This window comes from Bradyrhizobium jicamae (assembly GCF_001440395.1).
Lineage (GTDB): Bacteria > Pseudomonadota > Alphaproteobacteria > Rhizobiales > Xanthobacteraceae > Bradyrhizobium > Bradyrhizobium jicamae.
Map to the genome: position 1 here is coordinate 15,670 of NZ_LLXZ01000114.1, position 14,561 is coordinate 30,230.

At 64.4% G+C, this 14,561-nt stretch carries 11 protein-coding genes; 9 read left to right on the forward strand and 2 right to left on the reverse strand.

Annotated features, from left to right (window positions below; all coding sequences use genetic code 11):
* On the forward strand, positions 1–603 hold the full coding sequence (locus tag CQ12_RS18625; RefSeq protein WP_057836761.1) for a class I SAM-dependent methyltransferase: 603 nt from the start codon (positions 1–3) through the stop codon (positions 601–603).
* A gap of 232 nt (positions 604–835) precedes the next feature.
* Here CQ12_RS18625 and CQ12_RS18630 read toward each other — a convergent pair whose 3' ends face one another.
* Entirely contained in the window at positions 836–1,192 is a 357-nt protein-coding gene (locus CQ12_RS18630) for a DUF1236 domain-containing protein (protein ID WP_057836762.1), read from the reverse strand.
* Between the two features lie 238 nt (positions 1,193–1,430).
* Here CQ12_RS18630 and CQ12_RS42465 point away from each other — a divergent pair, with 238 nt between their 5' ends.
* From CQ12_RS42465 to CQ12_RS18665, 8 genes are all read left to right on the forward strand, one after another.
* Positions 1,431–1,586 carry a DUF3096 domain-containing protein gene (locus CQ12_RS42465; protein WP_083519361.1) on the forward strand — a complete coding sequence of 52 codons (156 nt, stop codon included), beginning with the start codon at positions 1,431–1,433 and terminating at the stop codon, positions 1,584–1,586.
* Between the two features lie 91 nt (positions 1,587–1,677).
* Complete coding sequence (gene ppdK / locus CQ12_RS18635; RefSeq protein WP_057836763.1) at positions 1,678–4,548, forward strand: pyruvate, phosphate dikinase; 2,871 nt, start codon at positions 1,678–1,680, stop codon at positions 4,546–4,548.
* 472 nt (positions 4,549–5,020) lie between these two features.
* Positions 5,021–6,469 (forward strand): cell wall hydrolase, encoded by a 1,449-nt coding sequence (locus CQ12_RS18640; protein WP_057836764.1) that lies wholly within the window; start codon positions 5,021–5,023, stop codon positions 6,467–6,469.
* A gap of 309 nt (positions 6,470–6,778) precedes the next feature.
* Positions 6,779–8,029 (forward strand): MFS transporter, encoded by a 1,251-nt coding sequence (locus CQ12_RS18645; RefSeq protein WP_057836765.1) that lies wholly within the window; start codon positions 6,779–6,781, stop codon positions 8,027–8,029.
* Positions 8,030–8,123: 94 nt separating this feature from the next.
* Positions 8,124–9,110 carry an acrylyl-CoA reductase (NADPH) gene (gene acuI / locus CQ12_RS18650; RefSeq protein ID WP_057836766.1) on the forward strand — a complete coding sequence of 329 codons (987 nt, stop codon included), beginning with the start codon at positions 8,124–8,126 and terminating at the stop codon, positions 9,108–9,110.
* A 108-nt stretch (positions 9,111–9,218) separates the two neighbouring features.
* Positions 9,219–9,812, forward strand: coding sequence for a hypothetical protein (locus tag CQ12_RS18655; protein ID WP_057836767.1), 594 nt, complete (start codon positions 9,219–9,221; stop codon positions 9,810–9,812).
* A gap of 205 nt (positions 9,813–10,017) precedes the next feature.
* Complete coding sequence (locus CQ12_RS18660) at positions 10,018–10,251, forward strand: DUF6894 family protein (protein ID WP_057836773.1); 234 nt, start codon at positions 10,018–10,020, stop codon at positions 10,249–10,251.
* Between the two features lie 186 nt (positions 10,252–10,437).
* Positions 10,438–12,126: a methyl-accepting chemotaxis protein gene (locus CQ12_RS18665; RefSeq protein WP_057836768.1), complete on the forward strand. Its 1,689-nt coding sequence runs from the start codon at positions 10,438–10,440 to the stop codon at positions 12,124–12,126.
* Positions 12,127–12,140: 14 nt separating this feature from the next.
* Here the strand turns inward: CQ12_RS18665 and CQ12_RS18670 are convergent.
* Positions 12,141–14,561, reverse strand: a 2,421-nt coding sequence (locus CQ12_RS18670; protein ID WP_057836769.1) for a DUF2339 domain-containing protein, incomplete at its 5' end; no start/stop codon positions are given.

The following is a 14,561-nucleotide window of genomic DNA, read 5'->3' on the forward strand; positions in this document are numbered from 1 at the left end:
ATGGATCGTCAGACGCTCGCCGCTTATGACCAGGATGCGGCGGCGTTCGCGAAGGACTGGCTCGGCCAGCCGGCGCCGGTCGACCTGCAGGAAATCGTCGAGCGGTTTTTTGTGCGCGGCGGCAATTCGGCCGATATCGGCTGCGGTTGCGGCCGCGAGGTCGCCTGGCTTCACGCGAACGGTTTTTCGGCGGCCGGCTTCGATGCCTCGGAAGGCCTGCTCAGCGAAGCGCGCCGGCGCTATCCCTCCTACAAGTTCGCGCATGCCGAACTGCCCGATCTGAACGGCATCGGCACCTTCGACAACGTGTTGTGCGAAACCGTGATCATGCATCTCGGCCGCAAGGAGATCGCGGCATCGGTTCGCCGCCTGCTCGATATCGTCAAGCCCAGCGGCATCCTCTATCTGAGCTGGCGCGTCACCGAGGGTGCCGATCAGCGCGACGCGCAGGGCCGGCTCTACGTCGCGTTCGATCCGGCGGTCGTGCGGGCGGAGCTGAAGGATGCGGTCGTGTTGCTCGACGAGGAGATCGTCAGTGCCTCATCGGGGAAGAGGATCCACCGGCTCGTGGTGAAGAAGGCGGGGCTCGAAATACGCGAGTAGCCTGTGTCCCGTAGGGTGGGCAAAGCGCAGCGTGCCCACCATTCAAAGCAACGGTTCGGAGAAATGGTGGGCACGGTGCAATCGCGCCTTTGCCCACCCTACGGCACCGCGTCCGGGGACAGGCAAACGAAAGCCCCGCCTGGAGGGGACGCCAGGCGGGGCTTTTGTCCGGTCGTATCTCGCGCACATCCGCTTGCGCGGCGCCCGGACCTATCGTTCAGGCTACTGAGGTCTAATCGACCACCTGAACGATGCGACGTGAACGCGGTTCGACCAATATCGTCTGGCCGTTCACCACGGTGTAGCGATAGGGCGTCATGCCGAATGATTGCGGCACGTCGTAAACGGTCACGCCGGTTTCCGGCAGCACGCCGCCGACGACTACGCGCTCGGAGATCGTGTAGTTCGGCACGCGCTCACGCACGATATATTCGCGGAAGGCGGGACGCTGGTCGGCAACGATGCCTTCATGTTCGCCGACGACGACAGTGCTGCCGCCGGCTGTGCCGATCGTGGTCTGCGCCTGAGCCGCGATCGGGGCGGCCATCGCCCCGGCGATCGCCGCGATGGCAAATAGTCTGTTCCGCATGATCTACTCCTTCGCGAGAAGAGGCGCCGGCTTTGCCAGCGCACACAATGCGGGCCAATTCATCCCGTGCGGCATTGTTCCGGAAAAGTGCGGCCTCATCCGAGGCATTTCTGGGGAATTGTTGCGGAGGCTGGAACCCCTTGAAGGGCTTAAGCGTCTTGCTATTCCGGCGCCGCGCCAGCGGCTAAGTTGCCGCCCTCGATTCGAATTCCCATCCCCCGATCACCCGGAGATTCCAATGACCATCACCGCTGCGCATGTTCCCGCGATCGTTGCCCTTCTCGCCGGGATCTTCATCCTGATCATGCCGCGGCTGTTGAACTACATCGTCGCGATCTACCTGATCTTCGTCGGGCTGGTGGGCCTCGGCGTGCTCAAGATGTTTAGGTTCTAGCGCGGGAAAGCGGGGTTTCGCGGCTTGCGCGGAACCCCTCAAAATGGTGTAAGGCGCGCAATCTTCTCCCTTTTTCGGATAGTTGGAATCCATGGCCAAAGCCGTCGCGAAGTCCAAGAAGGCTGCAGTGAAATCTGTAGCGAAATCAAAGCCATCCGCCCGATCCAAGGCCGCCGCTGCGCCTGCAGCCCGCAAGGCGCTGAACAAGGCCCCGGCCAAGCCGGTCGCCAAGGTCGCCGCCAAGAAGGCTCCGGTCCGCAAACCGGCTGTTGAGGCGGTAAAATCCGGCAAGTGGGTCTATACCTTCGGGGACGGCAAGGCGGAGGGCAAAGCGGGCCTGCGCGATCTGCTCGGCGGCAAGGGCGCCAATCTCGCCGAGATGGCCAATCTCGGCCTGCCGGTGCCTCCCGGCTTCACCATTCCGACCTCGGTCTGCACCTATTTCTACGCGCACGACAAATCCTATCCGGCCGCGTTGAAGACGCAGGTCGAGAAGGCGCTCGAACATGTCGGCAAGCTGACCGGCAAGGCGTTCGGCGATTCGAAGAATCCGTTGCTGGTGTCGGTCCGTTCCGGCGGCCGCGCCTCGATGCCGGGCATGATGGACACCGTCCTCAACCTCGGCCTCAACGACAAGACGGTCGAAGCGCTCGCCGAACTCTCCGGCGACCGGCGCTTTGCCTATGACAGCTATCGCCGCTTCATCACGATGTATTCGGACGTGGTGCTCGGCTTCGAGCATCATCACTTCGAGGACATCCTCGACACCTTCAAGGACAGCCAGGGCTACACGCTCGACACGGACCTCACCGGCGACGACTGGGTCGAGCTGGTCGGCAAGTACAAGGAAGCGGTGGCCCGCGAGACCGGCAAGGATTTTCCGCAGGATCCGCACGAGCAATTGTGGGGCGCGATTGGCGCGGTGTTTTCATCCTGGATGAACGCGCGCGCGGTGACCTATCGCAAACTGCACGACATTCCGGAGTCGTGGGGCACGGCTGTCAACATACAGGCCATGGTGTTCGGCAACATGGGCGAGACGTCGGCGACCGGCGTTGCGTTCACGCGCAATCCCTCGACCGGCGAGAGCAAGCTCTACGGCGAATTCCTGATCAACGCGCAGGGCGAGGACGTGGTGGCGGGCATCCGCACGCCGCAGGACATCACCGAGGAAGCGCGCCAGGAATCCGGCTCCGACAAGGCATCGATGGAAAGCGCGATGCCGGAGGCGTTCAAGGAACTGACGCGCATCTACACGATGCTCGAGAAGCACTACCGCGACATGCAGGACATGGAGTTCACGGTCGAGCAGGGCAAGCTGTGGATGCTGCAGACCCGCGGCGGCAAGCGCACCGCGAAGGCGGCGCTGCGCATCGCGGTCGAACTCGCCAATGAAGGCCTGATCTCGAAAAAGGACGCGGTGATGCGGATCGATCCGGCGTCGCTGGATCAGTTGCTGCACCCGACCATCGATCCCCAGGCCAAGCGCGACGTGATCGCAACCGGCCTGCCGGCTTCGCCGGGCGCGGCATCGGGCGAGATCGTGTTCTCGTCGGATGAAGCCGCAAAACTTCAGGCCGACGGCCGCAACGTCATTCTGGTGCGGGTCGAAACCAGCCCGGAAGACATTCACGGCATGCACGCGGCGGAGGGTATTCTCACCACCCGCGGCGGCATGACCTCGCACGCCGCCGTGGTCGCCCGCGGCATGGGCAAGCCCTGCGTCTCCGGCTGCGGCGCGATCCGCGTCGATTACGGCCGCGGCACCATGAGCATCGGCTCGCGCACCTTCAAGACCGGCGACGTCATCACCATCGACGGCTCGCTCGGCCAGGTCTTGGCCGGCAAGATGCCGATGATCGAGCCAAAACTGTCGGGCGAGTTCGGCACGCTGATGGGCTGGGCCGATGCCGTCCGCAAGCTCGGCGTCCGCGTCAACGGCGATACGCCCGATGACGCGCGCACCGCGGTGAAGTTCGGCGCCGAGGGCATCGGCCTGTGCCGCACCGAGCACATGTTCTTCGAAGAGACCCGCATCCGCACCGTGCGCGAGATGATCCTCTCCGAGGACGAGCAGTCGCGCCGCGCCGCGCTGTCGAAGCTGCTGCCGATGCAGCGCGCCGACTTCGTCGAGCTGTTCGAGATCATGAAGGGCCTGCCGGTCACGATCCGTCTGCTCGATCCGCCGTTGCACGAGTTCCTGCCGCACACCCAGGCCGAGATCGAGGAAGTCGCGCGCGCAATGAACACCGATCCGCGCAAGCTCGCCGATCGCGCCCGCGATCTCGCCGAGTTCAACCCGATGCTCGGCTTCCGCGGCTGCCGTCTTGCGATTGCCTACCCTGAAATCGCCGAGATGCAGGCGCGCGCGATCTTCGAGGCCGCAGTCGAAGCCGAGAAGCGCACCGGCAAGGCCGTCGGCCTCGAGGTGATGGTGCCGCTGATCGCGACCAAGGCCGAGTTCGATCTGGTCAAGGCGCGCATCGACGCCACCGCGCAGTCGGTGATGAAGGAGACCGGCAAGAAGCTCGCTTATCAAGTTGGTACCATGATCGAGTTGCCGCGCGCGTGCCTGATGGCTGGCGACGTGGCGCAGACCGCGGAGTTCTTCTCCTTCGGCACCAACGACCTGACGCAAACCACCTACGGCATCAGCCGCGACGACGCTGCGAGCTTCCTCGGCACCTATGTCAGCAAGGGAATCCTCGAGATCGATCCGTTCATCTCGGTCGATCGCGACGGCGTCGGTGAGCTCGTGAAGATCGGCGTCACCCGCGGCCGCAAGGTCCGGCCGAATCTCAAGGTCGGCATCTGCGGCGAGCATGGCGGCGATCCTGCATCAGTGGCATTCTGCCACGAGATCGGGCTCGACTACGTCTCGTGCTCGCCCTACCGCGTGCCGATCGCGCGGCTGGCCGCAGCGCAGGCGGCGCTGGGCAAGACGGTGGTGAGCCAGGCGTAAGTTTTTTCGCATCGCCAATCACAAAGACGACGTGATGCCCGGGCCAGTCCCGGGCATTCGTGTTTTTGCACACATGTGAGAGCCGTCATTGCGAGGAGCGAAGCGACGAAGCAATCCATCTATCCGTTATGCCGCGGCGATGGATTGCTTCGCTTCGCTCGCAATGACGCTGAAATACTCAGCATGCTATCGTGAATTGGAACTCGCGACCCATAGGTGATGTACGCGTGCACGCCCATACGTGCGCGAAAATTTCTTCATCATCTTCGTTGACGGGATATTTACCACTTTCATCGCGCGCCTGTTTACCAACACTTCTCGTACATCTCGCGAAATTCGCGCGATCTCTTGCGTGTAGCGCACGCGCCACGCCGATTAACTCCCCGGCAACCTAAATTCGATACCAACAGAAAAGGTCGAATTGCACGGATGTACTGACGTTCGGCCCGTGTAAGCGTTGCGTGAGCGTACAATGTTTGTGTTGCGTAACCAGCCGAAGGGCGCGCGGTTCGCGCTCTTCGGCTTCGGTCTCTGCATCTTCGCATTGATGCCGACCGAGATCGGATATCAGGATATCGCCTCGCTGCTGGCGCGCCAGCCGGGCGTTGCCGAGCGCTGGCAGAAGCGTGTGTTCTCCTCCGCCGGCAGCACCATCCAGGTCGCGACGTTCTCCTTCGGGCGTCCGATCGGCACCTCGTCGCCGCAAACCGCGACCTACCGTCTCGCCAGCCTAGACAATCAGGGTATCGACATCACCGGTTCGGTGACGCGCAATCCCATCGTCGCGCCGCCGCCGCGCTATCACGCCGCCGACTTTCCCAAGGTTGACCGCACGCTGAAGGGCGACCGCCTCGTCATCGCGCCGCCTCCGCCGGCAGCGGAGACGACAGGCCCGGCCGAGCGCGCGCCGGCGATCGAGGATCCCGCAACATCAAATTCATCGGTCAAGGGCGCCAAAACCGCCGAAGCAAAGACCGCCGAGACCGCGCCCCCGGTCGAGCGCGCGCCGCTCGATCCCGAGCTGCAGGCCGCACTGAACGCGCCGCCGCTGGATATGTCGCTCTCGCTGGAGAGCAAGCCGCAGGACCAACTCAAGGTCGCGCCGAAAGCGGCGACGCCACCGCGCGATGGTTTTTCCTTCAAGACCTCGAGCCTGTTCTTCGGCTCATCGCTCGGCTCGCCCGAAAGCATCGAACGCTGGCAGCCCGGTGAAGAGCCGGTCATCGTCATGCCGGTCACGCGGCCCGATCCTGATATGAAGGTGATGGCATCGCTCCCCGTCGACGCCGACGGGCCGGTGCGGGCGGGCGAGATGGGCGAGAGCGTCGCGCCAAAGGGCGAAGTCAACGCCGACAACCAGCGCGCCAAGACACCGGCCGAGCGTCTCGGCCTGTTCGATGAGAAATCGCGCGCCAAGTCGGAGAAGTGCCTCGCCGAAGCGGTCTATTTCGAAGCCCGTGGCGAAGCCGTGCGCGGCCAGATGGCGGTGGCGCAGGTGGTCTTGAACCGCGCCTTCTCCGGCAAATATCCTGACACCGTGTGCGGCGTGGTCTACCAGAACAAGCACCGCCATCTGGCGTGCCAGTTCACCTTCGCTTGCGACAACAACAAGGACGTCATCCGCGAGCCCGACATGTGGGAGCGCGCGAAGAAGATCGCGAAGGCGATGCTCGACGGCCAGGTCTGGCTGCCGGAGGTCGACAAGTCGACGCACTACCACGCCTATTGGGTGCGCCCGTCCTGGGTCAGTGAAATGAAGAAGATGTACAAGACCGGCGTACATACCTTCTATCGGCCGCGCGCCTGGGGCAATGGCAGCGATGCGCCAAGCTGGGGCACCGCCGCCGAGACCGCCGCGATCTCCGCCAAGCTCGCCGAAGCCGCGCAAAGCTCGGCCGAGCAGGCGAGTGTGAAGCGGTAACTCATCCGTCGTCCCTGCGCACACAGGGACCCATAACCACCGGCGGTGGTTGTTGGACGAAGCCGAGCGGCGAGCGCCTCCTCAAATCGCGCGGCCGCGGCGTATGGGTCCTTGCGTTCGCAGGGACGACATCTCGGCGAGCGACCCGGCCCCTAATATTGCTCTCATTGCCCTCGCCAATTTTGCAGAGCTGCCCTGCAGCGGAAAATTTTTCTCTTCCGCCCCCTTGGGGTTTTCATGCATCTGCATTAACTCACCGTAACGTTTCGCGCGGCCATCACGGGCGCGGACTCGCCCAAGGGGAAACCAATGGCTGCAACGACCGGCGATACCAGTCCTTCCTCCGGCACCTGGCGCACGCCGCTCGTCATCATCATTTGTGGCTGCGCCATTGCGCTGTTGAGCTTCGGGCCGCGCTCCAGCCTCGGTTTCTTCGTCCAGCCGATGAGCCGCGAGTTCGCCTGGGGCCGTGACGTCTTCGGCCTCGCACTGGCGCTGCAGAACCTGCTATGGGGACTGGGGCAGCCGATCGCAGGCGCCATCGCCGATCGTTTCGGCATCCTGCGGGTGATGATCGTCGGCGCGTTGCTCTATGCCGGCGGCCTGCTGCTAATGCGCTACTCCACGGCGCCGCTGTCGCTCGATATCGGCGCCGGCGTCCTGATCGGCTTCGGGCTATCAGGCTGTTCGTTCAATCTCGTGCTGTCGGCGTTCAGCAAACTGTTGCCGCCGGAGCGGCGCGGCATCGCGCTCGGCGCCGGCACCGCGGCCGGCTCGTTCGGCCAGTTCCTGTTCGCACCGTTTGGCGTCGCCATGATCGACAATTTCGGCTGGCAGGCGGCGCTGACGGTCTTTGCACTGCTGATGCTCCTGATCATACCGCTGTCGCTGGCGATCGCGACGCCGCCATCGACGACATCGTCGTCGAACGTTTCTGCCGCCGATCAGCAGTCGTTCAAGACCGCGCTGGCGGAGGCGTTTGGGCATCGCTCCTATGTTCTGCTGGTGCTGGGCTTCTTCACGTGCGGCTTCCAGCTCGCCTTCATCACGGTGCATCTGCCCGCCTATCTCGCCGATCAGGGCGTGTCATCGCAGACCGGCGGCTGGGTGGTCGCGGCGATCGGTCTGTTCAACATCATCGGCTCGCTCAGCGTCGGCTGGCTGCAGAACAAGTACCCGAAGCGCTACATCCTCTCGCTGATCTACCTTGCCCGCGCTTTGGCGATCATCGCCTTCATCTCGTTTCCGATCACGACATTCTCGGCGATCATGTTCGGCGCCGTCTCCGGCCTGACCTGGCTCTCGACGGTGCCGCCGACCTCGGCGCTGGTGGCGCTGATGTTCGGCACGCGCTGGTTCGCGACGCTGTATGGCTTTGCCTTCGTCAGCCATCAGGTCGGCGGTTTCCTCGGCGTTTTGCTCGGTGGCATCGTGTTCGAGCAGTTCGGCTCCTACACGCCGATCTGGTGGCTCTCGATCCTGTTCGGTGTGCTGTCGGCGCTGATCAACCTGCCGATCGTCGAACAGCCGGTCGCGCGCCCGGTTGCACAACCCGCCTGATGCGGTAAACAGCCTCTCAAACCGCTTTTCGTCATGCCCGGGACAAACCCCGGTCATGACGCGTGGGCGATCAACGCAAGTCCGGGAGGTTGCCGTGGGAACGTTCAAGGCCATCAGGATCGACAAGGCGGACAAGGGCACCACCGCCGCGCTGACGCAGTTCGACGAAGCCGAGTTGATGGAAGGCGACGTCACCGTCGCGGTCGAGTGGTCGACGCTGAACTACAAGGATGGTCTCGCCGTCACCGGCAAGGCGCCGGTGGTGCGGCGTTTCCCGATGATCGCCGGCATCGATTTCGCAGGCACCGTCCAGCAATCCTCTCATCCCGCCTGGAAGGCCGGCGACAAGGTCGTCTGCAACGGCTGGGGAATGGGCGAGACCCATCTCGGCGCCTACGCCGAGAAGGCGCGCGTCAAGGGTGACTGGCTGGTGCGGCTGCCCGACGGAATCTCCGCGCGCGATGCGATGGCGATCGGCACCGCCGGCTACACCGCGATGCTGTCGGTGCTGGCGCTGGAGAGACACGGCCTGACGCCGAAGAGCGGCCCGGTCGTGGTGACCGGTGCGGCCGGGGGCGTCGGCTCGGTCGCGACCGCCGTGTTGTCGAAACTCGGCTATCACGTCATCGCGTCCACCGGGCGGACATCGGAGGCGGACTACCTCAAGGGGCTCGGCGCCGCCGAGGTGATCGATCGCGCCGAACTCGCCGGGCCCGCCAAGCCGCTGGCGAAGGAACGCTGGGCGGGCGGCGTCGACAGCGTTGGCTCGACCACGCTCGCCAACCTGCTTTCGATGACCAAATATGGCGGAGCTATCGCGGCTTGCGGCCTCGCGGCCGGCATGGATTTACCGTCGTCGGTCGCGCCGTTCATTTTACGTGGGGTGTGCCTTCTCGGCATCGATTCCGTGATGTGTCCGATCGAGCAGCGCAAGCTCGCCTGGAACCGCCTTGCCAACGATTTGGATAAGGGTAAACTAGCTGATATTACTCACGAAATAGGCCTGGATCAGGTGATCGGCGCGGGTGCCGAAATTCTCGCAGGCAAGGTCCGCGGTCGAATCGTGGTAAAAATTCTCTAAGGGTGTTCAGACTTTACCAACCAACGTGCTCCAATGTTGCCACGGTTGGTATGGTAAGCACGGGGTAAAGGCGGGCGCCCGCGCTCTTGTTCAAGTTGGAGTAGCTGCATGCTTGCGCGTTTGGTTCTGGGGGCCGTCTCGGCAGTCGCAATGATCGTTCCTGCGATGGCCGGGATGATGAATGCCGACGAGGCGCGCAGGTTTGTGTCGGGCAAGGTCTTCGCCTTCACCTGCTTTGATGGCACCCGCGGGGCGGGCCGCATTCTCGACGATCTCGGCGCGGCCGGTTCCATCCAGTTCAGCGGCTCGGGGCCTATCCGCCATGTCCGCCTGCCCGGGAACACGCTGCAGATTCGCGGCCAGGCCGTCTGCGCTTCCATCAAGGGGCTGCCGTTCGAGCCGTGCTTCAATCTCGACAAGCGGGACGATCGCTCGTTCCGCGGCTCGGTCTCGGGCATGGGCTTCGCCTATTGCGATTTCCGTCATCAGGGCGCCTCGCAGATGCTGATGGCGCGCTCGGTGGCGCGGCCGCGCTCGCTGCATCGCCGGGAGGAGGCGCCGCGTACGGTCGACGCACGTGCCGAAGTCACCGCACGGGTCGAAACGCCTGCGGTCGAGAGGGCCAAGCTCGAGCCGGTGAAGTCCGAGCCGGCCAAGTCTGCACCCGAGAGCGCCCCGGAGCTGCGTCGCTCGACCGATTGATCGCGCAACAGCGGCAGTAACCGGGTCGACAAGCCGGCCGCCTCGTGGGCCACGGGCGCGGCCGGATCATCCACCATCCCCGACTATTGGCTAATGCGAACCCGTAGTCATACGGGCTGGCGCATTCATGTCCTGGTAGCGAATCTGGTTCCAAGTGGTGGCCGGCAAGGGGAAGGCCGGGGCGGACCAACACATGAGAACAATCATGCCGCTGTATTTTTTTCGGATCAGCCATGGTCGCTACACGGGCGCGTCTGATCAGGGATCCGAATTCGAAAGCCGCGAAGCCGCCTGGTCCGAGATGACCAAGGTCTGCGGCAACCTGCTCGGCAGCCTTTCACGCAGCCTGAAACAGAATGCCGAATGGCAGATGGAGCTTCTGGACGAAGCCAAGAAGCCGGTGTTCAGGATTCGTCTGGTCGCCGAGTCAGTCCGTTAGCACTCCATCGCAACGCACGCCTGTATCCGGGTACTTTTACGCATCCGGGTAATTTTACTGAGCTTCCAGTTAACTATCGCTTGGAAACTGATGCGCTACGGTTGCCGAATATTCCCGGCGCATCGAAATTTGACGGCGGTTCCTCATAATTCAGCGGCGCCTGTCTCCAGCCTTTGAGGGTCAGCCATGTCCGCACTTTCCATTCGCGCCAAGGTCATCGCCGTGATCGCATTCATGCTGATCGCGATGTCCGGCATGGGCCTGCTCGCAATCCGCAGCATGCAGGTGATCAACGCCCACACGGTGGAAATCGCCACGAGCTGGCTTCCGAGCGTCCGCGTGCTTGGCGAGCTGCGCGCGGACATCAACCTGTTCCGTATTGCGCTGCGCGCCCATGTGATGGCGGAAACGCTGGATGCGAAGGCCGCCAACGACAAGCGGCTGGCCGGTATCCTCGAGCGGATTGCGAAGGATCGTAAGACTTACGAGCCGTTGATCTCTACTCCCGAAGAGCGCTCGATCTACGACAACTGGGCGCGCGCCTGGGACAGGTACATCACGGGTGTGCAGGAAGTCATCGAATTGTCGCGCCAGAGCATCGGGCGGATTCCGCATGAGGCGAGCGAGGCCATCTCCAAGAAGGTCGCGGTGATCGCCGCCGAATCCGATGCGTTCCTGGAAAAATCCATCAACCTCAACAATGCAGGTGCGGATACCGCGACCAGACAGGCCGCGGAAGGTTATAATTTCGCGTTCTGGGTCGTGCTGGGCATTGTCGCTGCCGTCGTCATCTGCGGCGTCGGCGTCGGCATGTATCTGGTTCGCGATCTCTCGCGCGGGATTGCCTCCATCGTGCAGCCGATGCAGGCGCTCGGAAGCGGCGACCTCGCTGCCCAAGTAACGCGCCGCGGCGAGAAGACCGAAATCGGCGCCATGGCCGATGCCTTGCAGGTGTTCAAGGATGCGCTGATCGCCAAGAAGGCCGCCGATGAAGCCGCGGCCCGCGACGCCGAAGCCAAGATCGAACGCGGCCGCCGCGTCGACGGCATCACGCGGGATTTCGAAGCCATGATCGGCGAGATCGTCGAAACCGTTTCCTCGGCCTCGACCGAGCTGGAAGCTTCCGCAGGCACGCTGACCTCGACGGCGGAACGCGCGCAGGAACTCGCCACCACCGTCTCGGCGGCCTCGGAAGAGGCCTCCACCAACGTGCAGTCGGTCGCATCCGCAACCGAGGAGATGGCGTCCTCGGTCAACGAGATCAGCCGCCAGGTACAGGAATCCGCGCGGATGGCGAGCGATGCGGTGGATCAGGCCGCGAGGACCAATGATCGCGTCGGCGAATTGTCGAAGGCGGCTGCCCGCATCGGCGACGTGATCGAGCTGATCAACACCATCGCAGGCCAGACCAACCTGCTCGCACTCAACGCGACGATCGAGGCGGCGCGCGCCGGCGAGGCCGGCCGCGGCTTTGCGGTCGTGGCGTCGGAAGTCAAGGCGCTCGCCGAACAGACCGCGAAGGCGACCGGCGAGATCGGCCAGCAGGTCACCGGCATCCAGTCGGCGACACAGGATTCCGTGAACGCCATCCAGGAGATATCGGGCACGATCGCAAAGCTGTCTGAAATTTCCTCGGCGATCGCAGCCGCCGTGGAAGAGCAGGGCGCGGCTACGCAGGAAATCTCCCGCAACGTGCAGCAGGCGGCGCAGGGCACGCAGATGGTCTCTGCCAACATCACCGACGTGCAGCGCGGCGCGACCGAGACGGAGACCGCCTCGTCGCACGTTCTGTCCGCGGCGCAGTTGCTGTCGGGCGACAGCAACCGTCTCAAGGTCGAGGTTGCCAAATTCCTCGAGTCGGTGCGCGCTGCCTGACCGGCATGCGCTAGTTAGCCTCCCGGGGAGACCGCCGGCGCAGGCGGCGGCGCCGACGCTTGCCTGCGGAACAGGATCCGCTGGTACAGCCAGCCGATCGCCACCAGCACCAGGCCGAGGCACATGAAGGACAGCGCGCGATAGACACCTGTCAGCGTCGACATGTCGATCAGGAAGGCTTTCAGGATCGTCAGTCCGATGACCACCGCGGACGCCAGCCGCGCGCGCTCCGAGTTGAAGAGGATGCCGATCCCGAGCAGCACGACACCGAACGCCAGGTATGCGATCGAATAGGTGTATTGCTCGGCGGCGGTGGTCGGACCCTCGGCGATGAACGGGCCGTGGTAGAGCCGCCGGATCTCGAACGTCACATAGGCCAGCGCGAGAATGAGCGCCGCTCCCGCGATCGTGTTGGCGTAGGCGACCGGACGGTGTCCGGCGACGGCATAGGACAATAGCAGCGCGAGCACCGCGGGCAGGGCGTAGCCCAGCAGCAGCAGGTTGATGACCGTGCCGCCGACGTCGATATGCCAGAGAATCGGATTTTCCAGTCCCAGTAACCCGAACAACGCCGCCAGGCCGGCAAACACCGTGAGGAGAATTGCGCCGGCGTTGTGAATCACGCTGCCGGTACGGATGCGCAGGCGCTCAAGCCCGATTGCCATCGCCAGTGCCACGCAGACCTGCAACGCAATCTCGGTGAGGCCAGCGCTCTGGCTATAGACGTCGCCCTGATTGACGACATGGCGGATTTCCATGAACGCCAGCAACACCGTGAACAGGATCGCCGCCGCCTCCACCGTCCGCAGCGGCGCGTCGTCGCCGCCGCGGCGCAGGAAGATGCTTCCGGCCCAGAACGAGAGCGCTGGAATGCCGTAGCCCCACAACAGCCAGTTGAAGATCGGCGTGGTACCGACCGCGGAACCGACAATGCGCGGATCGTCAGCGATCCGCAGCACCACGATGCCGGCGAGGATGGCAGCGAGCGTGCGCAGAAACGGGATCGGCCGCTGTGTCGAAATCCAGGCGGTGCCTGCCGACATCAAAGCCAATGAAATCGTCAGCCAGCCTTTTTCCAGCGCAAAGGTCAGCGCCAGCGCCAGCGCGGCGAGCGTGCCGGTGGCAAACAGCGCGATCGAGGCCTGCAATCCCGGGCGGTCCTCGCGCTTGGAGAGGATCTCGGTCGCGGCGGCATAGGCCGCGGCGAGCGCGACCGCGAGGATCGCAAACGGAATCGAGCGGTCGAGTTGCGCGATACGGGCGTAGAGCGCGACCAGAAGCGCCAGCGGCGTGAACACCGCCGCGGCCGACCAGATCACCGGTATGACCGGCCCCACAGAGCGGCCCTGCGCGAGGAATCCCGCCACGCCGAAGCCTGCCGCGAAGATCGCGGCCGAGATCAGGTGCAGCGACACCGATCCGTCCGTTGCGTTCGGCCCGATGCCTGACAACGGTCCGCCGGGCAGCACCAGCATGTCGGAATTGGCGCGAACGGCCCATTCGGCGAACACAACGAAGACCAATGCAGCCGCGGCTCCAACGGCGCCAGCCGCGGCATCGCTGCGCCAGGCGACGACAAGGCTGCCGGCCACCAGCAGGCCGAACACGATCATCGCGGTGTCGGCATGAAAACTGCCCAGCACGATCAAGGTGGCGCCGAACAAATAGGCCGCGAGCGAGCCCGATGAGATCGGCTCGACCTGTCCCTCGTCGGCGGGCGGGCCGAACATGAAGCCGCAGACGACAAGTGGCGCGGCGAGAATGAAGCCGACGAGAACGTGGAACGCATGCGGGCCGACCATCGAGGGGCCGCATTGCAGGCAGGGGAACGTCCACAGCAGCGCGAACACGATCGTGGTGACGGCGAGCCAGCGCCACAGTCTCACGCGTGCGAGGCCGAAAGCGGCGGCGGTGACGATCGCGAGATAGATGTAGAGCGCCCAGTAGTCGGCATTGCCGGAGGAGACCAGGACCGGCGTCACGAAGGCGCCGACGACGCCAAGTCCAGCCAGCGCCGGTCCGTGCAGCAGCGCCGCGGCCATCGTACCCATCGCCACCAGACCGAGCAGGATGAACGCGGTGGCGGGCACCAGGAAGCCGTACAGCGCGTAGGCGGCGTAGACGGTGGCAAAGGCCACTGCCGTTCCCGCGGCGGTGAGGATGGCCGGGATGTTTGCGATCGGCAGCGCGGCAATGGAAGACATGCTTTCCTTGCGCCGTGTCCATTCGCCCGCAAGCAGCAGGGCGAGCGCGAACAGGCCGCCGAGAATGGTGCGCACGCCGGGGCCGAGCAGACCGGCCTCGATCGAATAGCGCACCATGAAGAAGCCGCCGAGCGCCAGCGTCAGGCCGCCGACCCACACCACCCAGCGGGTGCCGATGGTTTCCTCGAAGCCGCGGTCGGGCTGCGGCAGGGGAGGCGGTGGAGGCGGCGG